The 23834-nt window shown below is 72.1% G+C and carries 24 protein-coding genes; 22 read left to right on the top strand and 2 right to left on the bottom strand.

What is annotated here, in order from left to right; all coding sequences use genetic code 11:
• Positions 1–2206, top strand: a 2206-nt coding sequence (gene metE, locus MSA03_RS12115; RefSeq protein WP_147051194.1) for a 5-methyltetrahydropteroyltriglutamate--homocysteine S-methyltransferase, incomplete at its 5' end; no start/stop codon positions are given.
• A gap of 36 nt (positions 2207–2242) precedes the next feature.
• Here the strand turns inward: metE and lexA are convergent.
• Positions 2243–2908, bottom strand: a complete 666-nt coding sequence (lexA, locus tag MSA03_RS12110; protein WP_028495996.1) for a transcriptional repressor LexA — start codon at positions 2906–2908, stop codon at positions 2243–2245.
• A gap of 272 nt (positions 2909–3180) precedes the next feature.
• Between lexA and MSA03_RS12105 the strand changes: the two genes are divergently transcribed.
• Genes MSA03_RS12105 through MSA03_RS12080 form a run of 6 tightly spaced genes read left to right on the top strand, consistent with a single transcriptional unit; the run spans position 3181 to position 7522 of the window.
• Positions 3181–3549, top strand: a complete 369-nt coding sequence (locus MSA03_RS12105) for a LysM peptidoglycan-binding domain-containing protein (protein WP_028495995.1) — start codon at positions 3181–3183, stop codon at positions 3547–3549.
• A gap of 22 nt (positions 3550–3571) precedes the next feature.
• Entirely contained in the window at positions 3572–4645 is a 1074-nt protein-coding gene (locus MSA03_RS12100) for a histidinol-phosphate transaminase (RefSeq protein WP_147051193.1), read from the top strand.
• Between the two features lie 57 nt (positions 4646–4702).
• The gene (gene hisB / locus MSA03_RS12095) at positions 4703–5314 is read left to right on the top strand and encodes an imidazoleglycerol-phosphate dehydratase HisB (protein WP_147051192.1); all 612 of its coding nucleotides are present in this window, start codon (positions 4703–4705) and stop codon (positions 5312–5314) included.
• The gene (gene hisH, locus MSA03_RS12090) at positions 5311–5955 is read left to right on the top strand and encodes an imidazole glycerol phosphate synthase subunit HisH (protein ID WP_147051191.1); all 645 of its coding nucleotides are present in this window, start codon (positions 5311–5313) and stop codon (positions 5953–5955) included. The genes hisB and hisH overlap by 4 nt, the downstream gene beginning before the upstream one ends.
• Before the next feature lie 60 nt (positions 5956–6015).
• Positions 6016–6762, top strand: coding sequence for a bifunctional 1-(5-phosphoribosyl)-5-((5-phosphoribosylamino)methylideneamino)imidazole-4-carboxamide isomerase/phosphoribosylanthranilate isomerase PriA (gene priA, locus MSA03_RS12085; RefSeq protein WP_028495991.1), 747 nt, complete (start codon positions 6016–6018; stop codon positions 6760–6762).
• Complete coding sequence (locus MSA03_RS12080) at positions 6746–7522, top strand: SseB family protein (RefSeq protein WP_147051190.1); 777 nt, start codon at positions 6746–6748, stop codon at positions 7520–7522. Before priA ends, MSA03_RS12080 begins: the two co-directional genes overlap by 17 nt.
• A 351-nt stretch (positions 7523–7873) precedes the next feature.
• On the opposite strand, the gene MSA03_RS12075 is transcribed toward MSA03_RS12080, so the two are convergent.
• Positions 7874–8272, bottom strand: a complete 399-nt coding sequence (locus tag MSA03_RS12075) for a DUF1844 domain-containing protein (protein WP_147051189.1) — start codon at positions 8270–8272, stop codon at positions 7874–7876.
• A 250-nt stretch (positions 8273–8522) separates the two neighbouring features.
• Here MSA03_RS12075 and infC point away from each other — a divergent pair, with 250 nt between their 5' ends.
• The 15 genes from infC to MSA03_RS12000 all read left to right on the top strand — a co-directional run bounded on the left by infC (position 8523) and on the right by MSA03_RS12000 (position 23304).
• On the top strand, positions 8523–9161 hold the full coding sequence (gene infC, locus MSA03_RS12070) for a translation initiation factor IF-3 (RefSeq protein WP_092896860.1): 639 nt from the start codon (positions 8523–8525) through the stop codon (positions 9159–9161).
• 47 nt (positions 9162–9208) lie between these two features.
• Complete coding sequence (gene rpmI / locus MSA03_RS12065; protein WP_028495987.1) at positions 9209–9403, top strand: 50S ribosomal protein L35; 195 nt, start codon at positions 9209–9211, stop codon at positions 9401–9403.
• Positions 9404–9433: 30 nt separating this feature from the next.
• A complete protein-coding gene (gene rplT / locus MSA03_RS12060) occupies positions 9434–9814 on the top strand; it encodes a 50S ribosomal protein L20 (protein WP_028495986.1) in 381 nt (126 codons plus the stop codon).
• 87 nt (positions 9815–9901) lie between these two features.
• Positions 9902–10702 (top strand): TrmH family RNA methyltransferase, encoded by an 801-nt coding sequence (locus MSA03_RS12055; RefSeq protein WP_147051188.1) that lies wholly within the window; start codon positions 9902–9904, stop codon positions 10700–10702.
• Between the two features lie 85 nt (positions 10703–10787).
• On the top strand, positions 10788–11582 hold the full coding sequence (locus tag MSA03_RS12050) for an amino acid ABC transporter ATP-binding protein (protein ID WP_147051187.1): 795 nt from the start codon (positions 10788–10790) through the stop codon (positions 11580–11582).
• 62 nt (positions 11583–11644) lie between these two features.
• Entirely contained in the window at positions 11645–12556 is a 912-nt protein-coding gene (locus MSA03_RS12045) for a glutamate ABC transporter substrate-binding protein (protein WP_147051186.1), read from the top strand.
• A 74-nt stretch (positions 12557–12630) separates the two neighbouring features.
• A complete protein-coding gene (locus tag MSA03_RS12040) occupies positions 12631–13281 on the top strand; it encodes an amino acid ABC transporter permease (RefSeq protein ID WP_028495982.1) in 651 nt (216 codons plus the stop codon).
• Positions 13278–14192, top strand: a complete 915-nt coding sequence (locus tag MSA03_RS12035; protein WP_147051185.1) for an amino acid ABC transporter permease — start codon at positions 13278–13280, stop codon at positions 14190–14192. The genes MSA03_RS12040 and MSA03_RS12035 overlap by 4 nt, the downstream gene beginning before the upstream one ends.
• Positions 14193–14232: 40 nt before the next feature.
• A complete protein-coding gene (gene pheS / locus MSA03_RS12030) occupies positions 14233–15273 on the top strand; it encodes a phenylalanine--tRNA ligase subunit alpha (protein WP_028495980.1) in 1041 nt (346 codons plus the stop codon).
• Positions 15273–17783: a phenylalanine--tRNA ligase subunit beta gene (gene pheT / locus MSA03_RS12025; RefSeq protein WP_147051184.1), complete on the top strand. Its 2511-nt coding sequence runs from the start codon at positions 15273–15275 to the stop codon at positions 17781–17783. The genes pheS and pheT overlap by 1 nt, the downstream gene beginning before the upstream one ends.
• A 163-nt stretch (positions 17784–17946) precedes the next feature.
• Positions 17947–18792, top strand: coding sequence for a hotdog fold domain-containing protein (locus MSA03_RS12020; RefSeq protein WP_147051183.1), 846 nt, complete (start codon positions 17947–17949; stop codon positions 18790–18792).
• The gene (locus tag MSA03_RS12015) at positions 18789–19862 is read left to right on the top strand and encodes an alpha/beta fold hydrolase (RefSeq protein WP_147051182.1); all 1074 of its coding nucleotides are present in this window, start codon (positions 18789–18791) and stop codon (positions 19860–19862) included. The genes MSA03_RS12020 and MSA03_RS12015 overlap by 4 nt, the downstream gene beginning before the upstream one ends.
• Before the next feature lie 76 nt (positions 19863–19938).
• Positions 19939–20709, top strand: a complete 771-nt coding sequence (locus MSA03_RS12010) for an ABC transporter ATP-binding protein (protein WP_147051181.1) — start codon at positions 19939–19941, stop codon at positions 20707–20709.
• Positions 20691–22271 carry a hypothetical protein gene (locus MSA03_RS12005; RefSeq protein ID WP_147051180.1) on the top strand — a complete coding sequence of 527 codons (1581 nt, stop codon included), beginning with the start codon at positions 20691–20693 and terminating at the stop codon, positions 22269–22271. Before MSA03_RS12010 ends, MSA03_RS12005 begins: the two co-directional genes overlap by 19 nt.
• Positions 22272–22329: 58 nt before the next feature.
• Positions 22330–23304, top strand: a complete 975-nt coding sequence (locus MSA03_RS12000; protein ID WP_147051179.1) for an NAD-dependent epimerase/dehydratase family protein — start codon at positions 22330–22332, stop codon at positions 23302–23304.
• The last annotated feature ends 530 nt before the right edge of the window (positions 23305–23834 follow it).

Below are 23834 nucleotides of genomic sequence, written 5' to 3'. Positions count from 1 at the left end.
GACGACGGCCGCCGAGCTGCGGCGGGCGACCCGCGCGCGACTCGTGGAGCTGGGTCTCGGTCGGGACGATTCGTCGATCCCGGAATCGTTCTCCTTCTACGATCAGGTGCTCGATGCGGCGGTCACGGTCGGAGCGTTGCCGGCCCGCTTCGACGACCTGCGCGACGCGGACGGACAGATCCCCCTCGGCGCGTACTTCACGGCCGCGCGTGGCGACGGAGAGCGGGCCGCGCTGGAGATGACGAAGTGGTTCGACACGAACTACCACTACCTCGTGCCCGAGATCGGCCCCGAGACGGCGTTCTCGCTCTCCAGCGACCGGTTCGCGCGTCAGGTCGCCGAAGCACGCGCCGACCGCGTCACGGTCCGCCCCGTCGTCGTCGGTCCGGTCACGCTGCTCGCACTCGCCAAGGCGACGGATGCCGCACCCGAGGGCTTCCGGCCGCTCGATCGCCTCGAGGACCTGCTGCCCGTGTACGTCGAGCTGCTCTCGACGCTGCGGGCCGCGGGCGCGGAATGGGTGCAGCTCGACGAGCCGGCCCTCGTCTCCGAGAGCCTCAACGCCGCGCCCGGCGAGCTGGCGGACGCCGCCCGCCGCGCGTATGACGTGCTCGGCTCGGCGACGAGGCGTCCCGCGATCCTGGTCGCCGCAGGGTACGCCCAGCTCTCCGCCGAGGCGTGGACCACGCTTGCGGCGGCGCCCGTCGAAGCCCTCGCGCTCGACCTGCACCGCGGTGCCGTCCCCGCGCCGGCGGACGGCCTCTCGGGGAAGACCCTCGTCGGCGGAGTGATCGACGGACGCAACGTCTGGCGCGGCGACCTGGCCGCAGCCGTCGCGGCCCTCGACGATCTGCGCGCGCTCGGCGCGCCCGTGGCCGTCGCGACCTCGACGTCACTGCAGCACGTGCCGCACGACGTCGCCGACGAGACGGCACTGGACCCGCGCCTCGCGTCGTGGCTCGCCTTCGCCGACCAGAAGGTGCAGCAGGTCGCGACGCTCGCGCGCGGGCTCCGCGACGGGCGGGCCGCCATCGCCGCCGACATCGACGCGGCGGCCGCGGCGGCCGCCGATCGGCGTCACGCAGCCGGGGTGCGCGACGGCGGGGTCCGCGCGCGCATCGCGCAGCTGACCGCCGCCGACCACCGGCGCCCGGACTACGAGCTCCGCCTCGCCGCCCAGGCGGCGGCCGTCCCGCTGCCGGCGCTGCCCACGACCACGATCGGCTCGTTCCCGCAGACCGGCGAGATCCGGCGTGCGCGGGCGCGCCTCGTGCGCGGTGAGATCACGCCGGAGGAGTACGACGGGTTCCTCCGCGACGAGATCGCCCGCGTCATCGACCTGCAGCTCGATCTCGGACTCGACGTTCTCGTGCACGGCGAGCCGGAGCGCAACGACATGGTGCAGTACTTCGCGGAGAACCTCGACGGCTTCACGGTCACCCAGAACGGGTGGGTGCAGTCGTACGGCTCCCGCGCGACCCGCCCCTCGATCCTGTGGGGCGACGTGTCCCGCCCGGCTCCCATCACGGTGCCCTGGTCGCGCTATGCGCAGTCCCTGACCGACAAGCCGGTCAAGGGCATGCTGACCGGCCCCGTGACGATCCTCGCGTGGTCCTTCGTCCGCGACGACCAGCCGCTCGCCGACACGGCGGCGCAGGTCGCGTTGGCCCTCCGGGAGGAGATCGCCGACCTCGAGGAGGCCGGCATCCAGATCATCCAGGTCGACGAGCCGGCGCTGCGCGAGCTGCTGCCGCTCAAGGCGGCGGACCAGCCCGGCTACCTCGAATGGTCCGTCGGCGCGTTCCGGCTGGCGACGGCGGGCGCGGGGACGGCGACATCGGTGCACACGCACCTCTGCTACTCCGACTTCGCCGTCGTGATCGACGCCATCGCCGCACTCGACGCGGACGTCACGTCGATCGAGGCGGCGCGCAGTCGCGGCGCCGTCATCGACGACATCGCCCGGTCCGGCTTCTCGCACGGTGTCGGGCCCGGTGCGTACGACATCCACTCGCCACGCGTGCCGTCGGTCGCCGAAATGACCGACCTGCTCCAGCGCGCGGCGGACCGGCTGCCGCTGCGGCAGGTGTGGGCGAACCCGGACTGCGGGCTGAAGACGCGGGGCTACGACGAGACGGTCGTGTCGCTGCGGAATCTCGTCACCGCGGCGGCGGCCGTGCGCGCTCGCGCGGAGGCGACCGTCTGAGGGGAGGGGCTGCGCGTCGTCCGGCTGCGAAGCGGCTCAGATGGCGCGCAGCACCGCCACGACCTTGCCGAGCACGACGGCGTCGTCGCCGAGGATCGGCTCGAAAGCGGAGTTGCGGGGGAGCAGCCAGGTGTGGCCGTCGCGCTGGCGGAAGGTCTTCACCGTGGCCTCCTCGTCGAGCATGGCCGCGACGATGTCGCCGTTCTCCGCCGTCGACTGGGAGCGCACGACGACCCAATCGCCGTCGCAGATGGCCGCGTCGATCATCGACTCGCCGCTGACCTTGAGCATGAAGAGGTCGCCCTTGCCGACGAGCTGGCGCGGAAGCGGGAAGATCTCCTCCACCTGCTGCTCCGCCGTGATCGGGATGCCGGCGGCGATGCGCCCCACGAGGGGCACCAGCGCGGCGTCGCCGACCGACGGAGCGCTGTCGGCGGGGTTCTCCGTCGCCGCGCCGGGCAGGTCGATGAGGACCTCCATGGCCCGGGTCTTGCCCGGGTCGCGGCGGAGGTAGCCGCTCAGCTCCAGCTGGTTGAGCTGATGGGTGACGCTGGAGAGCGACTTGAGCCCGACGGCGTCGCCGATCTCGCGCATGCTGGGCGGATAGCCGTGCCGGGCGATGGATCGCTGGATGACCTCGAGGATCGCCAGCTGCTTGTCGCTGAGGCTCTTGCGCCGACGGGTCTGCGGCTTCTCGCTCATCTCGCGCTCCTTCTCGTCACCCGCCCCGCGGCACTCGGCTTCGAATGTCGGAGGTCGGTGATGGGGTGTGTTCATCGAAACCGTATCCGGTATCGGGCCTCTCCACCGCCAAGCGTTCGCGTGTCACGTTCGAAGAGAATCCGAGATCGGATGCACTTGACACTCTAGCAATTCGAAGATAGCTTCGGAAGAGAAGTTCGCCTCCGATCCTCCCGGCCGAGGGTGGGAGGCGAACTTCTCCACATCCGAGGCAGCAGTCCTGAGGAGGAGCCATGACCACCATCGACATCGCCGGCGTCCGCAGCATCCCCGCCCCGTCGACCCGACTCCGTCTCACGACGCGAGGACGCCGCGTCCTCGCGACGCTCGCCTCCGTGCCCGCCGTCGTCGCGATCAGCATCGCGATCGTCTCGGGCGGTGGCGCGCTCGCCTCCGGCGAGCAGAGCGCTCCCGGGGGCACCTTCCAGACCGTCACGGTGATGCCCGGCGACACGCTCTGGTCCGTCGCGGAGCGGGTCGCCCCGTCCGCCGACCCGCGCGACGTCGTCGACGCGATCATGCGCCTGAACGCCCTGAGCAGCGCCCGCCTGGATGCCGGTCAGCAGGTCGCGATCCCGCTGGAGTACGCGACGGGCGACTGACGCCGAGCCCTACCATGGGAGGGTGACTGTTCGTCTGGAAGACCTCCCGCTGCGCGACGATCTCCGGGGTCTCACCCCCTACGGGGCGCCCCAGGCGCCACTCCCGGTGGCCCTCAACGTCAACGAGAACTCGCACCCCGTGCCCGAAGAGGTCGCCGACGACATCATCGTGAGCATCTCGCAGGCGCTGCGGGGGATCAACCGGTATCCCGACCGTGAGTTCACCGAGCTGCGGGAGGGCTTCGCCGACTACCTGGGCCACGGGCTGTCCCGGGAGCAGATCTGGGCGGCGAACGGCTCGAACGAAGTCCTCCAGCACCTGCTGCAGGCTTTCGCCGGGCCCGGCCGGACCGCCTTCGGCTTCGCGCCCACCTACTCGATGTATCCCCTGCTCACGCGGGGGACGGGTGCGCAGTACGTGACGGGCACGCGCGGCGTGGACTACACGATCGACGCCCAGGACGCGGCCGCGCAGGTGGCCGACGCCCGACCGGACGTCGTCTTCCTCTGCGCGCCGAACAACCCCACCGGCACGCCGCTGCGCACCGACGTCGTCGAGGCGGTCTACGACGCGACCGACGGCATCGTGATCGTCGACGAGGCGTACCAGGAGTTCGCACCGCGCGAGGAGCGGTCGGCGCTGACCCTGCTGCCGGGGCGCGAGCGGCTCGTCGTCAGCCGCACCATGAGCAAGGCGTTCGCCTTCGCCGGGGCGCGCGTGGGCTACCTGGCGGCCGATCCCGCCGTCATCGACGCGCTCCGCCTCGTCCGGCTGCCGTACCACCTGAGCGCCCTCACGCAGGCGGCCGCGACCGCGGCGCTGCGGCACGCGCCCACGATGCTGCAGATGGTCGACGACATCGTCGGCCAGCGCGACCGCATCTCCGCCACGCTGTCGGCGCTCGGCTACACGCCCTACGAGAGCTGGACGAACTTCGTCCTCTTCGACGGCGTCGACGACCCGGCCGCCACCTGGCAGGGGCTGTACGACCGTGGCACCCTCATCCGCGACGTCGGCATCCCGCACAGCCTCCGCGTCACCGCCGGCACCGAGGACGAATCGACGGCCTTCCTCGAGGCACTGGCATCCCTCTGAACCCGGCGGGCGTCATGCGGCCCGCGCCCCTGCGGCGCGCTCGGTAGACTCGGATCCATGAGCAGCCCCGCGCCCCGCACGGCATCCCTTCGCCGCGCGACGAGCGAATCCACCGTCGAACTCGAACTCGATCTGGACGGCACCGGACAGAGCCACATCGACACGACGGTCCCGTTCTTCGACCACCTGCTCACCGCGTTCGCGAAGCACTCGCTGACCGACCTGACGGTGCGCGCCTCCGGCGACACCGAGATCGACGCCCACCACACCGTGGAGGACGTCGCGATCGTGCTGGGCCAGGCCATCCGCGAGGCACTCGGCGACAAGGCCGGCATCTCGCGCTACGGCGATGCGCTCGTGCCGCTCGACGAGGCGCTCGCACAGGCCGTCGTGGACATCAGCGGGCGTCCCTACCTCGTGCACACCGGCGAGCCCGCGGGTTACGAGCACCACCTCATCGGGGGTCACTTCACCGGGTCGCTCGTGCGCCACACCTTCGAGGCGATCGCCTACAACGCGGCGTTGACGATGCACATCACGGTGCTCGGCGGGCGCGACCCGCACCACATCGCGGAGGCCGAGTACAAGGCGTTCGCGCGCGCGTTCCGTCAGGCCAAGGCCCTCGACCCGCACGTGCGCGGCATCCCGAGCACGAAGGGCGCTCTGTGACCGACGCCCCGCTCGTCGCCGTCCTCGACTACGGCTCCGGCAACGTCCACTCGGCGGTCAAGGCCCTCGCCGCCGCCGGCGCCGACGCCCGCCTGACGCGGGACCGCGGCCTCGTGCAGGACGCCGCCGGGCTCGTCGTCCCGGGCGTGGGCGCGTTCCGGGCCGTCATGGATGCGCTGCAGGAGAGCCGCGGCCACGAACTCATCGATCGCCGGCTGGCCGGCGGGCTGCCGGTTCTCGGCATCTGCGTCGGGATGCAGGTGCTCTTCGAGCACGGCGTCGAACGCGGCGTCGACACGGAGGGCCTGGGGGAGTGGCCGGGATCGGTCACCGAGCTCGACGCCCCCGTCCTGCCGCACATGGGCTGGAACACCGTCCGTTCCGGCGCCGGGTCGGTGCTCTTCGACGGCATCGAGGAGGAGCGCTTCTACTTCGTGCACTCCTACGCGGCCCAGCATTGGTCGCTCGAGGTCATGCGACCGTTCGCCGAGCCCGTGCTCACCTGGTGCGACTACGGGACGCCGTTCCTCGCCGCGGTGGAGAACGGCCCGCTGTCGGCGACGCAGTTCCACCCGGAGAAGTCCGGGGCGGCCGGCATCCGGCTGCTGGGGAACTGGATCGGCGCGCTGCCGAAGGCCTAGTAGGCTGTCACCTCGTGCATGCGCGGATCCGCGCGCGCGAATCTACCTCCCGTTGGAGCCATGAACGATTTCGCTTCCACCCCCGAACTGATCCTGCTGCCCGCCGTCGATGTCGCAGGTGGCAAGGCCGTCCGCCTCACACAGGGCGAGGCCGGCACCGAGACGAGCTACGGCGACCCGGTGGAGGCCGCACTCGCGTGGGCCCGCGACGGCGCACAGTGGATCCACCTCGTCGACCTCGACGCCGCCTTCGGCCGCGGCAACAACAGCGCCGTGCTGCGCAAGGTCATCAAGCAGCTCAAGGGCGTGCAGGTCGAGCTCTCCGGCGGCATCCGCGACGACGCGACCCTCGAGGCCGCCCTGGAGAGCGGCGCCGCCCGCATCAACCTCGGCACCGCGGCGCTGGAGAACCCCGAGTGGGCCTCCGACGTGATCTACCGCTACGGCGAGGCGATCGCCGTCGGGCTCGATGTGCGCGGCACGACCCTGGCCGCGCGCGGCTGGACGCGCGACGGCGGCGACCTCTGGCAGGTGCTCGAACGCCTCGAGGATGCCGGCTGCAGCCGGTACGTCGTCACCGACGTCACGAAGGACGGCACGCTCCGCGGCCCGAACCTCGAGCTCCTCCGCGAGATGGTCGCTCGCACGCCCAAGCCGGTCGTCGCCTCCGGCGGCATCTCGAGTCTCGACGACATCGCGGCGCTCCGCGAGCTCGTCCCGCTCGGCGTCGAGGGCGCGATCGTCGGCAAGGCCCTGTACGCGGGCGCGTTCACGCTCGCCGAGGCGCTGGATGTCGCCGGAGGCTGACCACTCCTGCGGTCCCGCCGACTCGGCGGGACTGCCGTGGGCCGGCCGCAGCTTCGAGCCGAACCCGCACGCCGCCGACGACGGCTCGGCCGACCCCGCCCTGCTGGCCGCGCTGCTCGCGTTCCGCGCGGGGGACGGGGACGCCGGTGCCGTCGTCGACGCGTACCGCTCGGCGCGCCTGCTGATCCCGCTCGTCGCCGAGAAGGGCGAGGAGGGCGTCGGACCGACCGGGCTGACCGTCGACAAGACGCAGGAGCTGTCGATCGTCACGGTCGCCGCGCCCGACGGGCGCCGCGTGCTGCCGGTGTTCACATCGGTGCAGACCCTCGCGGCGTGGGATCCCGCGGCGCGCCCCGTGCCGGTCGACGGCGTGCGCACGGCCCTCTCGGCCGCCGCGGACGACACCGATCTCGTCGTCATCGACCCGGCCTCGCCGACGGAGTTCGTGCTGCGCCGGCCCGCCGTGTGGGCGATCGGCCAGGGTCAGCGCTGGGACCCCCCGCACATGTCGCCCGAGGTCTTCGCCGGACTGCAGGAGAGCATCGGCGGCGAACTCGGCGTGCTCGACCTCTCGGTCGCGCCGGGGGACCCCGACGCGCGCCTGCGCGGACCCGAGCTCGTCGTGCGCCTGCACCTGGTCGACGGCCTCGATCAGGGCGAGCTGGATGCCGTGCTCCAGCGCCTCGCGGCGCGCTGGGCCGCCGACGACCGGATCGCCGTGCTCGTGGACTCCCTGACGGTCAAGCTCGTCCGCGCCTGACCCCGCCCCGTTGCGCCGCGGCGCCGCGCCGCGCCCCGTCCGGTGCAATCCGCAGGATCGGCCGTGACGCGTGGGGCTGCTGAGCCCCACGGGCCTCGTCAGTCACACCGCATCCTGCAGTTTGATCGGCGAGAGGGTCCCGGGGCGTGCCGGCGGCGGGCGGAACCCGGGGGACCGGTGCGTCGCGCCCGCGCGCGGACGCCGCGGCATCCGTCGACTGAGACACCACATTCAGCGCGAGACATCACGCCTGGCGTGGTTTCTGATGCCGGATGTGGTTTCTCGGCGTGGAAAGGGGGTACCCACGGCGAGGTACGCCGGGGCCGCCGCGCGGCGGCCCAGAGCGCCGGGTCAGTTGACCGGGCCGGTCCACTTCTCGCCCGGGCCCTTGCCGATCGGGTCGGGGATGACCGACGCCTCGCGGAAGGCGAGCTGCACCGAGCGCAGCCCGTCCCGCAGCGACCGGGCGTGCATGTCGCTGATCTCCGGGGCGCCGGCGGTGATGAGGCCGGCGAGGGCGTTGATGAGCTTCCGGGCCTCGTCGAGGTCCTTCTGCGTGTCAGGGTCGTCGGCGAGACCGACCTTGACGGCCGCCGCGCTCAGCAGGTGCACCGCGGTCGTCGTGATCACCTCGACGGCCGGAACCGCCGCGATGTCGCGGGTCGCGGCCTGCGCGGCGCGCTCCTCCTCCTCCCAGCGCGCGAGGCGCTCGGCATCCTGTTCCCCGGGTCCAGACGGAATCGTGTCCACGTGCTGCTCTCTGCTAGACTGAGCGGGCACCGGAGTGTTCTGCTCCGGATCGAAAGAGGATCACATCCCACCCGCGCTTGCCGTTCCAGGCTACCGGGTCTCGCACTCCGCCCCGTTCACCCGGGGTGGCACGGGTGCAGAACACTGAATGCCGATGCGCGCGCATCGTGCGGGGTGGACGTGATGCTCTTCCGCCCGAGATGCAGCCCTGCGTCCCGGTGGCCGTCGCCCGCATGAAGAGGAGTTCCGCATCAGCGATCCCCGCACCAACGACCGCATCCGCGTCCCCGAGGTTCGCCTCGTCGGTCCCGCCGGAGAGCAGGTCGGCGTCGTTCGTATCGAGGTCGCCCTGCGTCTGGCGCAGGAGGCCGAGCTGGACCTGGTCGAAGTCGCCCCGAACTCGAAGCCCCCGGTCGTCAAGATCATGGACTACGGCAAGTTCAAGTACGAGGCGGCGCAGAAGGCCAAGGAAGCACGTCGCAACCAGGCGAACACGGTCCTCAAGGAGGTCCGCTTCCGCCTGAAGATCGACAACCACGACTACGAAACCAAGCGCAAGCGCGCTGAGGGCTTCCTCAAGACGGGTGACAAGGTCAAGGCCATGATCCTGTTCCGCGGTCGTGAGCAGCAGCGCCCCGAGCAGGGCGTGCGCCTGCTCAAGAAGTTCGCGGAGGACGTGGCCGAGTTCGGCACCGTCGAGTCGAACCCGATGATCGACGGACGCAACATGGTCATGGTCATCGCGCCGCACAAGAACAAGTCCGAGGTCAAGACGGAGCAGAACGCCGCCCGCGCGGCGAACAAGGAAGCCGCCCGCCAGGCGCGCGGCGGCTCGTCCGAGGCCGACGCGCCCGAGGCCGGCGAGACGGCATCCGCCCCCGCCGAATAGGCGCCCACAGACTCCCGCCCAGCGGGAAATACAACGAAGGAAGAGACATGCCGAAGCAGAAGACCCATTCGGGTGCCAAGAAGCGCTTCAAGATCACCGGCAGCGGCAAGATCATGAAGCAGCAGGCGAACCTCCGCCACAACCTCGAAGGCAAGCCCACCAAGCGCACCCGTCGCCTCACGCAGGACCAGGTCCTCGCCAAGGGTGATGCCAAGGTCGCCAAGAAGCTCCTCGGCCACTGAGCGCCGACGCACGTTAGGAAGTAAAACGAAATGGCTAGAGTCAAGCGGGCAGTAAACGCCCACAAGAAACGTCGCGTCATCCTTGAGCGCGCCTCCGGTTACCGGGGTCAGCGTTCGCGCCTGTACCGCAAGGCGAAGGAGCAGGTCACCCACTCGCTCGTCTACGCGTACCGTGACCGTCGCAAGCGCAAGGGCGACTTCCGCCGTCTGTGGATCCAGCGCATCAACGCCGCGAGCCGCCAGAACGGCCTGACGTACAACCGCTTCATCCAGGGTCTGGGTCTCGCCGGTGTGCAGGTCGACCGTCGCATGCTCGCCGAGCTGGCCGTCAACGAGCCCGCCGTCTTCACCTCGCTCGTCGAGACCGCGAAGAAGGCGCTGCCGGCCGACGTCAACGCGCCCAAGGCCTGATCACGGCTTCGACAGGGGCGTCCTCCTCCGGGAGGGCGCCCCTTTCGCGTGCCCGGATGCCGGTGGCCGCGGCCCTACACTGAGACCGTGCTCGAGAACCCCCGCTCCCCGCGTGTGCGCGCTGTGGCGAAGCTGACCAAGCGCAGCGCCCGGCAGGAGACCGGCCTCTTCCTTCTGGAGGGTCCGCAGGCGGCCCGCGAGGCGCTGACCTTCCGCCCCGAGACGCTGATCGAGCTGTACGCGACGCCGTCGGCGCTGGAACGGCACCAGGACGTGCGGGATGCCGCGGAGGCCGCCGGGCTGGAGATCATCTTCGCCAGCGAGGCCGTGCTCGATGCGATGGCCGACACCGTGACGCCGCAGGGGATCGTCGCCGTCGCGCGCCAGTCGCCGACCGCCGCGCGCGACGTCTTCGCCGGCTCGCCGCGGCTCGTCGTGATCTGCGAGGAGGTACGCGATCCCGGCAACCTCGGCACCATCATCCGCGCCGCCGACGCGGCAGGGGCGGACGCCGTCGTCCTCACCGGCCGGACGGTCGATCCCTACAACCCGAAGGTCGTGCGCGCGACGACCGGCTCGCTCTTCCACGTGCCCGTGGCCGTGGGTGCGGAGCTCGCCGAGACCGTGCAGCGCGCCCGGGCGGCCGGCCTCCGCGTGATCGCCGCGGATGTCGGGGGAGAGGACTTCCTCGCCCACCGCGGCACGCTCGCCGAGCCGACCGCGTGGCTGTTCGGCAACGAGGCCCGCGGCCTCGAGGAGGACGCACTCGCGCTGGTCGATCTGTCGCTGCGGCTGCCCATCTACGGCGCCGCGGAGTCGCTCAACCTCGCCACCGCCGCGAGCGTCTGCCTGTACGAGAGCGCCTTCGCGCAACGCGCCGGCGCCTGACGGGCCGCATTCCGGGCCTGTTACAGATCGGTAAAGGTCCCGTCAAGATCCTGCGGTGCCGGTGGCCGATCCGTAGGGTGGCGTCATGGCGACTCCAGAGAACGAGGCTGCGCCCCGGACATCCAACATCGACGTCCGCCGCGGTCAGCCCCTCGTCGTGATCTCCGACGTCCAGAAGCACTACGGCGACTTCCAGGCGCTGAAGGACATCGACCTCACGGTCAACCGGGGTGAGGTGGTCGTCGTCATCGGGCCGTCCGGTTCCGGCAAGTCGACGCTGTGCCGCACGATCAACCGCCTCGAGACCATCACGAGCGGCACGATCACGATCGACGGCAAGGAGCTGCCCAAGGAGGGCAAGGGCCTCGCCGAGCTCCGCGCCGACGTCGGGATGGTGTTCCAGTCGTTCAACCTCTTCGCCCACCTCACGATCCTCGAGAACGTGACGCTGGGTCCCATCAAGGTCAAGGGGATGAAGAAGCCCGAGGCCGAGGCCCTCGCGAGGAAGCTCCTCGACCGGGTGGGCGTCGGCCAGCAGGCCGCGAAGCTCCCCGCCCAGCTCTCCGGCGGGCAGCAGCAGCGCGTCGCGATCGCCCGCGCCCTCGCGATGCAGCCCAAGCTCATGCTCTTCGACGAGCCGACGAGCGCCCTGGACCCCGAGATGATCAACGAGGTCCTCGACGTCATGGTCACCCTCGCGCAGGAGGGCATGACGATGATCGTCGTGACCCACGAGATGGGCTTCGCGCGGAAGGCCGCCGACCGCGTCGTGTTCATGGCCGACGGGCAGATCGTCGAAGAGGCGACGCCCGACGAGTTCTTCACCCACCCGAAGAGCGACCGGGCCAAGGACTTCCTCTCCAAGCTCATCACGCACTGAGAACGTCCGCGCCCATGCACCGGCGCGACGACCGAAGAAGAGATCGAAACCAGGAGGATCACATGCGCAAGACACGCATCGCCGGCGCGTTCGCCGGTATCGCGATCGCCGCACTCGCGCTCGCGGGCTGCAACAGCGGAACCCCCGGCGCCGACCCGGCAGATCCGGGTGAAGCAGAGGGCGACGGCACGTGGTTCGAGGTCGCCTCCGAGCCCGTCGAGATCGAGGGCAGCCCCACGGTCGACGCGATCACGGAGCGCGGCAAGGTCCGCATCGGCGTCAAGGAGGACCAGCCGAACCTCGGATACCTCGACCCCACGACCGGCGAGCGGAGCGGCTTCGACGTCGACATCGCCCGCTGGATCGCGGCATCCCTCGGCTATGACGAGGAGGACATCGAGTTCTCGGTGATCGACTCGAAGGCTCGCGAGGACGCGATCACCCGCGGCGACATCGACTACTACGTGGGGACGTACTCGATCACTGACTCGCGCAAGGAGCTCATCTCCTTCGCCGGACCGTACTTCGTGACCGGTCAGGGTCTCCTCGTGACGGCGGACAACGACACCATCACGGGCAAGGACTCGCTGACGGCGGACATGACGGTGTGCTCGGCGACCGGCTCGACCTCGATCCAGCGGATCAAGGACGAGACCCCCTCGAACACGGAGGAGTTCGACAAGTACTCCGAGTGCGTCGAGGCGCTCAAGAACGGGCAGGTGGATGCCGTCACGACGGACGAGGCGATCCTCATCGGCTACGCCGCCCTGGAGCCGGACGCGCTCAAGGTGACCGGCGAGGTCTTCAGTGAGGAGCGGTACGGCGTCGGCATCGTGAAGGGCGACACGGCCTTCGTCGAGTACGTCAACACGCTGTTCACCGACGGCGGCGACATCTGGCAGGCCATCTTCGACAAGAACCTCGGCGCGGCCGGGGTCGAGGGCGACCAGCCGACGGTCGACCCGGTCGAGTGACCGCCTGCGGGGCGGTGCACCGCTGACGCGGCGTCACCGCCCCGCACCATCCCCGGCATGACGAGAGGAGAACGGTGAACCAGATCTTCGATTACCCCGACCTGTGGGTCGAGGCCCTGATCGGCACCCTCGTCCTCTTCTTCGCGGGCGGTGCGATCGCCCTCGTCCTGGGCTTCCTCGTCGGCGCCATGCGCGTCTCGCCGGTGCCGATCGCGCGGGCCGTCGGGACGCTCTACGTCAACACCATCCGCAACACCCCGCTGACGCTCGTGCTGTTCTTCTTCGCCTTCGCGGTGCCCCTGCTGTTCCCCGTGCCCCGCGGCAGCTTCCTGCTGCTGGCGATCCTGGGCCTCGGCATCTACACGGCGACGTACGTCGCCGAGACGATCCGCTCCGGCATCAACACCGTCCCGATCGGGCAGGCCGAGGCCGCGCGCGCCCTCGGCATGGGGTTCGGCCAGGTGATGGGATACGTCGTGCTGCCGCAGGCGGCGCGCTCGGTCATCCCGCCCATGATGAGCGTGCTCATCGCCCTGCTGAAGAACACGACCGTCGCGTCCGGCTTCTCCGTCGTCAACCTCGGCAACATCCGCGCCAACATGAGCGAGAACGGTGAGAACCAGATGGTGACGATCCTGCTCGTGATGGCCGTGTTCGTGGCTCTCGTCCTGCTGCTGGCGTGGCTGCAGCGGACGCTCGAGAACAAGTGGCGGGTGGCGCGATGAGCGGCTCCGTCCTCTACGACGTCCCCGGTCCCCGCGCGCAGGCGCGGAACCGGATCATCGGCGCGGTCACGATCGTCGTCGTCCTCGCGATCATCGGCTTCGTGATCTGGCGCCTCTTCGCGACGGGTCAGTTCTCCGCGCAGAAGTGGGAGCTCTTCGGCTACACCCGCGTCTGGCAGATGATCGGCCAGGCGACACTCGCCACCATGACCGCGTTCGCGGCGGCAGGCGTCGGTGCCATCGTGCTGGGGTTCATCCTCGGCATCGGCCGCCTGTCCGATCACGCGTGGGTGCGTCGGCCGGTGATGGCGATCGTGGAACTCCTGCGCGCCGTCCCCGTCCTCGTGTTCATGCTGCTGCTGTACTACGGCCTGCCCGTCATCGACATCCGGATGTCCAGCTACTGGGCGGTCGTCCTCGCACTCGTCCTGTACAACGGCTCGGTGCTCTCGGAGGTCATCCGCGCGGGTGTCGAGTCACTGCCGCGCGGCCAGCAGGAGGCGGGCTACGCCGTCGGGCTCCGCAAGGCGGGTGTCATGCGGCTCATCCTGCTGCCGCAGGCGATCCGCGCCATGATGCCGGTCATCATCGCCCAGCTCGTCGTGACGCTGAAGGACACCGCGCTCGGCTTCATCATCACCTACCCCGAGCTGCTGTACACGGCGAAGCTGCTGGGCTCGAACGCGAACTTCGGCTCGCCGCTGATCCCGTCGGCGATCATCGCCGGCACGATCTACATCGCCATGTGCCTGGCGCTCAGCTACGTCGCGCACCGCGTCCAGGAGCGCACGAAGCGCTCGCCCAAGGTGCAGCTGACGATCGCGCCGCTGCAGGAGACCACCGACACGCAGCTCATCGCGACGCAGGCCCGTACCGACAACCGCACGGGCCAGGCCGGGGGCTCGGTGTGACGCACGGCGTGGGGACACGCCGCCGGTAGACTCGTTCTTCGTGTCTGACGCACCCGAAATCACGCCCGAAGCGGTCGACGCCGCCGTCGCGGACGCGCTCGCCGCGATCGCCGCGGCCGGCGACACCGCCGCTCTGAAGGCGGCCCGCTCCGCCCACACCGCAGAGGGTTCGCCGCTCGCGCGCCTGAACGCGCAGCTGCGGAACGTGCCGAACGAGCGCAAGGCCGAGGTCGGCAAGCTCGTCGGCGGGGCGCGCGGACGCGTGACCCAGGCGCTCGCCGCGCGCGAGGCCGAGCTCGCCGAGGCCGAGACGGCCGCGAAGCTCGAGGCGGAGCGCATCGACGTCACGGCCCTGCCGCAGCGCGCGCGCGTCGGCGCACGGCATCCGCTCACCCTCCTGCAGGACCAGGTCGGCGACATCTTCGTCGGTATGGGATGGGAGATCGCGGAAGGCCCCGAGCTCGAGCACGAGTGGTACAACTTCGACGCGCTGAACCTCGACGCCGACCACCCGGCGCGGCAGATGCAGGACACGTTCTACGTCGACCCGGTCGCGCGGCACCTGCTGCTGCGCACGCAGACGAGCCCGGTGCAGATGCGCACGATGCTCACCCGCGACCTGCCGATCTACATCGTCTCGCCTGGCCGCGTGTTCCGCACCGACGAGTTCGACGCCACCCACCTGCCCGTGTTCAGCCAGTTCGAGGGCCTCGTCATCGACAAGGGCATCACGATGGCGCACCTGCGCGGCACCCTCGACCACGTCGCGCGTGCCCTCTTCGGCGCCGAGGCGAAGACGCGCCTGCGCGCCAACTACTTCCCGTTCACCGAGCCGAGCGCGGAGCTCGACCTCTGGCATCCCACCTTCAAGGGCGGCGCCCGCTGGATCGAGTGGGGCGGATGCGGCATGGTCAACCCCAATGTGCTGCGCGCGGCCGGGATCGACCCGGAGGTCTACTCGGGGTTCGCGTTCGGGATGGGGATCGAGCGGACCCTGATGTTCCGCTCGGATGTGAAGGACATGCGCGACATGGCCGAAGGCGATGTCCGCTTCAGCGAGCAGTTCGGAATGGTGGTCTGATGCGCGTCCCGCTCTCCTGGCTGCGTGAGTACGTCGATGTCGCAGCCGATGCGACCCCCGAGGACGTCCTCGCCTCCCTCGTCTCGGTCGGCTTCGAGGAGGAGGACGTCCACGGCTTCGACCTGACCGGCCCGATCGTCGTCGGCCGGGTCGTCGAGTTCGTCGAGGAGCCGCAGTCCAACGGCAAGACCATCCGCTGGTGCCAGGTCGACGTGGGCGATGCCCACGGCGGCGTCCGCGGCATCGTCTGCGGCGCGCGGAACTTCTTCGAGGGCGACAAGGTCGTCGTGACGCTCCCGGGCGCCGTGCTGCCCGGACCCTTCCCGATCGCGGCGCGCAAGACCTACGGCCACGTCTCGGACGGCATGATCGCCTCCGCGAAGGAGCTGGGCCTCGGCGACGAGCACTCCGGCATCCTGCGCCTGGCCGAGCTCGGACTCGACCCCGAGGTCGGCACCGACGCCATCGCGCTCCTCGGCCTCGACGACGTCGCGGTCGAGATCAACGTGACGCCCGACCGCGGCTACGCGCTGAGCCTGCGCGGCGTCGCGCGCGAGTACGCGCACGCCACCGGCGGAGCGCTCCGCGACCCGGGCCTCCGGGACTTCGATGAGCTCGAGCAGCCCACCGGCGGGTTCCCCGTCGCCGTCGCGGACGAGAACCCGATCCGCGGGAACGTCGGCGCGAGCGAGTTCGTCGTGCGCATCGTGCGCGACGTCGACCCCAGCCGGCCGACGCCGCCGTGGATGGTGGCGCGGCTGACGCTCGCCGGCATCCGCTCCCTCGGCGTCCTCATCGACATCACGAACTACGTCATGCTCGAGCTCGGCAACCCGATCCACGGCTACGACCTGGACAAGCTGCAGGGCGGCATCACCGTCCGCCGGGCGGCTGAGGGGGAGAAGCTCACGACCCTCGACGGCAAGGAGCGCACGCTCAGCGCCGAGGACCTGCTCATCACCGACGAATCCGGGCCCATCGGCCTCGCCGGGGTCATGGGCGGCGGCACGACCGAGATGAGCGATGCCACGCGCAACGTCCTCATCGAGGCGGCGATCTTCGACACCGTCTCGATCGCGCGCACCGCCCGTCGCCACAAGCTGCCCTCCGAGGCGTCCAAGCGCTTCGAGCGCGGCGTCGACCCGCTCATCCCGTTCGTCGCCGCGCGCCGCGTCGCCGACCTGATGGTGCAGCTGGCCGGTGGCACCCTCGACACCGAGACCGGCGGGGCCCTCTTCGCCGAGGTCTTCGTCGCGTCCGTCCCGCTTCCGCGCGGCTTCGTGTCGGGGCTCATCGGCGTCGACTACGCCGAGGCGGAGATCACCGGCGCCCTCGAGATGATCGGCTGCGAGGTCGCCGCCACGGACGACGGCTGGGACGTGATCCCGCCGACGTGGCGCCCCGACCTCACCGACAAGTGGACCCTCGCGGAGGAGGTCGCCCGCATCACGGGGTACGACCGCATCCCGTCGGTGCTCCCGGTGCCGCCCTCGGGCCGCGGCTTCACCCCGTCGCAGCACGGCCGTCGCCGCGTCGCGAACACCCTCGCCGCCGCCGGCTACGTCGAGACGCCGTCCTTCGGCTTCACGACGGAGGAGCAGAACGACCTGCACGGCTCCGCGTCGGGCGCGCACCTGCCCTCGATCAGGATCGCGAACCCGCTCGACGGGCAGGCGCCCTTCCTGCGCCGCTCGCTCGTGCCCGGGCTCCTGCAGGTCGCGCACCGCAACGTCTCCCGCGGGTTCACCGATCTGAGCCTCTTCGAGACCGGCTCGGTGTTCCTGCCCGAGTCAGGCGTCGCGTACGGCACCGACGTCGTGCCCGCCGCGACCGCACGACCGGATGCCGACACCCTCGCCGCGCTGGATGCCGCCATCCCGCCGCAGCCGCGGCATGTCGCCGTGCTCCTGACCGGCAACCGGGTCGCGAAGCAGCCCGGCCAGCCGGCCGAGCCGTTCGATGTGGGCGACGCGCTCGACGCAGCACGCACGATCGCCGCCGCCGCGGGTGTCGAGATCGAGGTCGCCCAGGGGCAGCGCGCCGCGCTGCACCCGGGCCGTACCGCCGTGCTCTCCGTCCGCGGGACCGAGATCGGCTACGCCGGCGAACTGCTCCCGGCCGTCGCCGAAGCCGCGGATCTGCCGGGTCGCGTCGTCGTCGCCGAACTCGATCTCGACGCGCTGCTGGAGCTCGCGGGGGAGCGCGTCGTCGCCGGCTCGCTGTCCGGTTACCCCGCGGCGACGCAGGACGTCTCGCTCGTCGTGGACGCCGGTGTGCCGGCCGCGGCGGTGCGTGCGGCGCTGCGCGAGGGAGCCGGGGAGCTCCTCGAGTCGCTGCGGCTCGTCGACGACTACCGCGGGCCGGGCCTGCCGGAGGGCTCGAAGAGCCTGACGTTCGCCCTGCGCTTCCGCGCCGACGACCGGACGCTGACGGCCGCGGAGGCGACCGACGCGAAGCTCGCCGGCGTCGCCGTCGCGGCGGAGCGGTTCGGCGCCGCGCTGCGCGAGTAGCCCGAGGCGCGCCTACCGGCCGCTCCGGTTCCACGCCGGGACGTCGAGGAACGGACGTCCCGACGCGCGGTCGGCGGGGCGACGGCGGATGGCGCTTTCGGGCCATCCGGATGGCCGATCCGCGCGACGCGGCGAGGCATGCCCGCGGCGTTGACTGCCGGGCATGTCAGCACTCACGTTCCACGTCATCGACCAGCCCGCCCTCCTCGGCCGGCTGGCGCCCCTCCCGACCGGCCGCGCCCGCGCGGGCGGCCCCGACCGGTTCGCCGTCGACACGGTCACGATCGACCGGCGGCTGAACGGCCCGCGGCGTGCCGCCAACGGCGGCTTCGCAGCCGGCACCATCGCGCGCCACGTCGACGCCGACGTCGTGACGGTCGCCCTCCGGCGCCCCGTCCCGCTCGGCCGCGCCCTCGACGTCGTCACCGCCGGCCGCGGCGGCATCGAGGTGATCCGCGGCCGCCGCGTCGTGGCCGAGGCCGCGCCCGGAGTCCTGGACGACGGACCCGCCCCCGTGCCGCCGACGTTCGCCGACGCCGTGGCCGCACGCGCCGCGCATCCGCTCGTGGGCATCCGGCATCCGCTGTCCGACTGCGTCGTGTGCGGTCCCGCCCGATCCGACGGGATGGGCGTCACCCCGGGCCCGGTCCCCGGCCGCCCCGACCTCCTCGCGGCACCGTGGGTCGTCGGCGCGGAGACCGCCACCGCCGGCCTCGCGCACTTCCCGGCCGTCTGGGGGGCGATGGACTGCACGAGCTACCCGGCCGCCGCGCTGCGCTCCCGGGAACTGTGCCTGCTCGGCACCATGACGGCATCCGTCGAGCGCCGCCCGCACGTCGGCGAAGAACTCGTCGTCTACAGCTGGACCCGCGAGCACCACGGTCGCCGCTACGAGACGTCCGTGCGTCTCGTCGACGCGGGCGGAGACACGGTGGCACGCGCGGACGCGACCTGGATCGCCCTCCGCCGCCAGCGCCGCGCACTCCCCGTCCCCGCGGGGCGGGCATGATCCATACTGATGTCGTGGAGGCCGCCGCCCCGCCGATCCGGTATGCGCGGTCGGGATCGGACGATGTCGCCTGGACCGAGCGCGGGACGGGTGCGCCCCTGCTCCTCGGCGGCTGGTGGATGAGCCACCTCGAACGGGATGCCGACTATCCGCCGCTGCGGAGCTTCCTCGCGACGCTCGAGAGCAGGCGCCGGGTGATCCGCATGGACGCTCCCGGCAGCGGGCTGTCGCGCTCGCGCCGGGAGACCCCCGCCGAGCTCGGGCCGCACGCCGACGCCCTCCTCGCCGTCCTCGACGCCGCCGGGGCTCCGCAGGTGACGCTGCTCGCGGGATCCTCGGGCTGTCCCATCGCCGTGGCCTTCGCCGCACGGCATCCCGATCGCGTCCGCCGCCTGATCCTCTGCGGCTCGTACCTGCACGGCGACGCGATCGCGAGCGCCGCCGACCGGGCGGCCCTCGTCGACCTCGTCCGCCGCAGCTGGGGCGTCAGCTCCCGCGTCATGGCGGAGATCTTCTACCCCGATGCGACACCGGAGGAGCAACGCGCGTTCCTGCAGCACCAGCGCGCGACGGGGACCGCGGCCGCGGCGGCCGCCGCGCTCGCCGCCGTGTACTCCTTCGACGCCCGCGACGACGCGGCCGCCGTCTCCGCGCCGACCCTCGTCCTGCACCGCCGCGGCGACCGGGCGATCCCGCTCGCCCTCGGCGCGGAGACCGCCGATGCCATCCCGCACGCGCGGCTCGAGGTGCTCGACGGCACCGCGCACCACCCCTGGCATGGCGACAGCGCGGCGATCATCCGGCATGCGCTCGCCTTCGACGGGGACGACGCCGGGGATCCGGCCGCCGCCGTCGACGCGTCGCCGACGGCATCCCTCCTGTCGCCCCTCACCGAGCGCGAACGCGAGATCCTCCTCCTCGTCGCCCGCGGCATGACGGATGCGCAGATCGCCGACCGGCTCTTCCTCAGTATCCACACCGTGCACCGGCACGTCGCCAACGCCCGTGCGAAGCTCGGCGCCCCCTCCCGTGCCGCCGCGGCGGCCTGGGTCCTCGCACGGGGGATGTGAACGCATCCGTGCCCTCGCCCTCGAGCGCGGCACAGCTGCTGGACGGGTCCCGCGGCCCCGGCGATAGGCTCGGGCGATGAGCGAGTCACCCGCCGTGCCGGCCCTGCAGCTGACCGGGCTCGTGAAGCGGTTCGGCGACAACGTCGCCGTCGCGGGGATCGACCTCGTCGTGCCCGCCGGATCGTTCTACGCCCTCGTCGGGCCCAACGGGGCCGGCAAGACCACGACGCTGTCGATGGCCACGGGACTGCTGCGCCCCGACGCCGGCGGCGTGCGGGTGCACGGCGTGGACGTGTGGGCCGATCCGGTCGCCGCGAAGGCCATGATCGGCAACCTCGCCGATGGGGTCCGCCTCTTCGACCGGCTCACCGGCGAGCAGCTCATCACCTACACGGCCATGCTGTTCGGCATCCCGCGCCCCGACATCGCCCCGCGCGTCGCCGACCTGCTGGAGATGATGGACCTCGGCGAGGCGGCGGGCACGATCGTGGCCGACTACTCCGCCGGCATGACCAAGAAGGTCGCGCTCGCGTGCGCGCTCGTCCACGCTCCCCGCCTCCTCGTGCTCGACGAGCCGTTCGAAGCCGTCGACCCGGTCTCGGCGGCCAACATCGAGGACGTGCTGCGCAGCTACACCGCCTCCGGCGGCACCGTCATCGTCTCCAGCCATTCGATGGACCTCGTGCAGCGGATGTGCGACCACGTCGCCGTCATCGCCGCGGGCCGGGTCCTGGCTGCCGGGACGGTGGACGACGTCCGCGCGGGGGAGAGCCTGCAGGACCGCTTCGTCGCGCTCGTCGGCGGACGGCACATCTCCGAGGGGCCGCAGTGGTTGCGACAGTCCTGAGGCTGCGCTTCCGCATCCTCGGCAACACCCTCGCCCGCCGGCCCTGGCAGCTCGTGGGCTTCTGCTTCGGGGTGCTCTCCGCCCTGTGGGTGCTCGTCGCCGTCGTGGCCGGGCTCATCGCGGTCGGTCTCCTCCAGGGGCTCGACGTCGCCCGGACGGTGGCCGTCGTCGGCGGCTCGGCGCTGCTGGTGGGCTGGATCGTCGGTCCGCTGCTGATCGCCGGCATGGAGACCACGATCGACGGCGCGCGGCTCGCGCCCTTCCCGCTCACGACGCGGCAGGTCATGGCCGCCCTCACCGCGACGGGGCTCACCGGCATCCCCGGCATCGTGACGGCCCTCGGTGCGTTCGCGACCGTCGCGCTGTGGGTGCGCTGGCCTGCCGCGGCGATCGCCTCCGTCCCGGCATCCGCGCTGGCCGTGCTGACCTGCGTCGTCGCGACGCGCTTCATGGGGACGCTCTCCACGGGGCTCGGCGGCAACCGGCGCAGCCGCGAGGTCGTCGGCACCGTCGTGCTGACGCTGCTGATCATGTCGGGGCCGATCGTCGCCGGCATCCTGGCGCTCCTCGACAGCACGGGAGACCTGATGGCGCGCTTCACGCAGGCCGGGGAGATCCTCGGCTGGACCCCGTTCGGCGCCGCCTGGGCCGTGCCCGGCGACATCGCCGCGGGATCGTGGCTGACGGCGGCGGTGAAGTTCGCGATCGCCGTGGCCACGCTCGCCGTCATCTGGCTGCTCTGGTCGCGCGCGCTCGAGGCGTCGCTGACCTCCCCGCCGCAGACGGCGGCACGCGCCGTCCGGCGCGGCACGCTGGGCCTGTTCGGGCGGATGCCGACGGGCGGCGTCGGTGCGACGTGGGCGCGCGCGCTCACCGCGTGGGTCCGCGACCCGCGCTACCTCCGACAGCTGCTCGTCGTGCCGCTGTTCCCGGTGCTCTTCGCCTTCTCCGCGGGCGTCGACAGCGCCCTGTTCACGGCGTCGGCGCTCGCCGCCGCCTTCGTCCTGTCCGTGGCCGGCTACTCCGACATCTCCTACGACGGCACGGCGTTCGCGACGGTGCTCGCGAGCGGCGTGCGGGGGCGGGAGGATCGGCTCGGGCGGCTCCTCGCGGCGGCGTGCATCGGCGTGCCGCTGACGCTCGTCATCGCGGTTGTGACCCTCGCGGTCGCCGGGCGGCTGGAGCACCTGCCCGCCGTCCTCGGCGGCGCATGGGGGTTGCTGCTGGTCGGGTACGGGGTCACCGCGGTGTCGTCCGCGCTCATCGTGACGCCGGTCGCCGCGGCGGGGGACAGCCCGTTCAAGAGCGTGCCCGGCCAGACCTTCGTCAGCGGCCTCCTCGTGTTCGTCGTGTGGCTGGCCTGCGCCGCCCTCGCGACACCCGCGCTCGTGCTCGCGGCGATCGGTGTGGCGACCGGCTCGGCCCTGACCGGCGGGCTCGCGCTCGCCGTCGGGCTGGCGGTCGGCGCGGGCGTCGTCGTCGCCGGGGTGATCGTCGGCGGGCGCACGCTCGACCGCACCGGCCCCGACCTCCTCGCGCGGATCAAGGCGTTCCCGGTCTGAGGTTGCGCTCTCAGCGGACCGGGTGGCGGGCGGCGGGCCGGTTTGCTGGGATGGCGGGATGACACGGGTACTCGTCCTCGGCGGCACCGGATGGCTGAGCGGTCGCCTCGCGCGGCGATGGGTGGATGCCGGCGCCGCCGTCACCTGCCTGGCCCGAGGCGGCCGGCCCGCCCCTGCGGGCGCCGCGCTCGTCGTCGCCGACCGCGCCACCGCGGACGCCTATGCGGAGGTCGCGGGGGAGGAGTGGGACGAGGTCGTCGACATCTCCTCCGATCCCGTCGCCGTGGCCGCGGCGGTCGACGCCCTCGGCGGGCAGGCGGCGCACTGGAGCTACGTGTCGAGCCTGTCGGTCTACGCCGAGAACACCGAGGTCGACGCCGACGAATCCGCCGCGCTCGCCGTGCCCGCAGAGCACGGGGACGAGTACGACTACTCGCGAGCGAAGTCCGCCGGCGAGCGGGCCGTCGGGACGCTCGGCGACCGCGCCGCGATCACGCGCCCGGGCCTCATCGTGGGCCCCGGCGACCCCACCGACCGGTTCGGGTACTGGCCGTCGCGGTTCGCCCTCGCCGGCTCCGGGCCCGTGCTCGTGCCGGACGCCGAGGGGCTCACGGCGCAGGTGATCGACGTCGACGACCTCGCCGAGTTCATCGTCGCCGCCGGCGGGCGCGGGTGGACCGGCACCGTCAACGCGATCGGCCCCTCGATGCCGCTCGGCGACATGCTCGGGGTCGCGCGCGCCGTCGCCGGCCACACCGGCGCCCTCCGCGCGGCTTCACCCGACTGGCTCGTCGAGCAGGGCGTGGCGCCGTGGGCGGGGCCCCGCTCCCTCCCGCTGTGGCTGCCGGGCGACATGCCGGGCTTCGCGACGCGCCGGGGCGACGCGTACCGCGCCGCCGGCGGCAGCATCCGCCCTCTCGAGGAGACCGTCGCGCGCGTCCTCGCCGACGAGCGGGAACGCGGTCTCGACCGGGCGCGCGCCAGCGGCCTCAGCCGCGCCGAGGAGATCGACCTCATCGCCGCCCTGGCCTGAGCGGCCGCCCGGCGCCCGGGCGCCCGGCGCCCGGCGCCGACCGCCCGCCCGGCCGCGCTGCGCGCCCGGGTGCTCTCTGCCCGCCCGGGTGCTCTCTGCCCGCCCGGGTGCTCTCTGCCCATCAGGCCTCTGTCTGGCCCCCGGCCGTACGCCTGGGGAGGAGATGACGCCTCGGGAGGTCCTGTCCGGCGCCCTGATCCTCCCGCACGGACATCTCCTCCCGGGCGCGCTCCCGCTCACCGGCGCGGTGCACTGCCTCGGCGCGACGGATTCCCGGCCCCCGACGCGGACTGCCCGCCCGGCCGCGCTGCGCGCCCGGGCGTACGCCTGGGGAGGAGATGACGCCTCGGGAGGTCCTTTCCGGCGCATTGATCCTCCCGCGCGGTCATCTCCTCCCGTGCGCGGCCGATCGCCGGCGCGGTGCGCTGCCTCGACGCGACGGACTGTAACCCCGGCCGTACGCCAGGGGAGGAGATGACGCCTCGGGAGGTCCCTTTCGGCGCATTGATCCTCCCGCGCGGACATCTCCT

Origin of the sequence: Microbacterium saccharophilum (assembly GCF_007992455.1) — a bacterium.
Lineage (GTDB): Bacteria > Actinomycetota > Actinomycetes > Actinomycetales > Microbacteriaceae > Microbacterium > Microbacterium saccharophilum.
The sequence above is the reverse complement of the archived record's forward strand: the minus strand, read 5'-3'. Positions and strand labels throughout refer to the sequence as shown.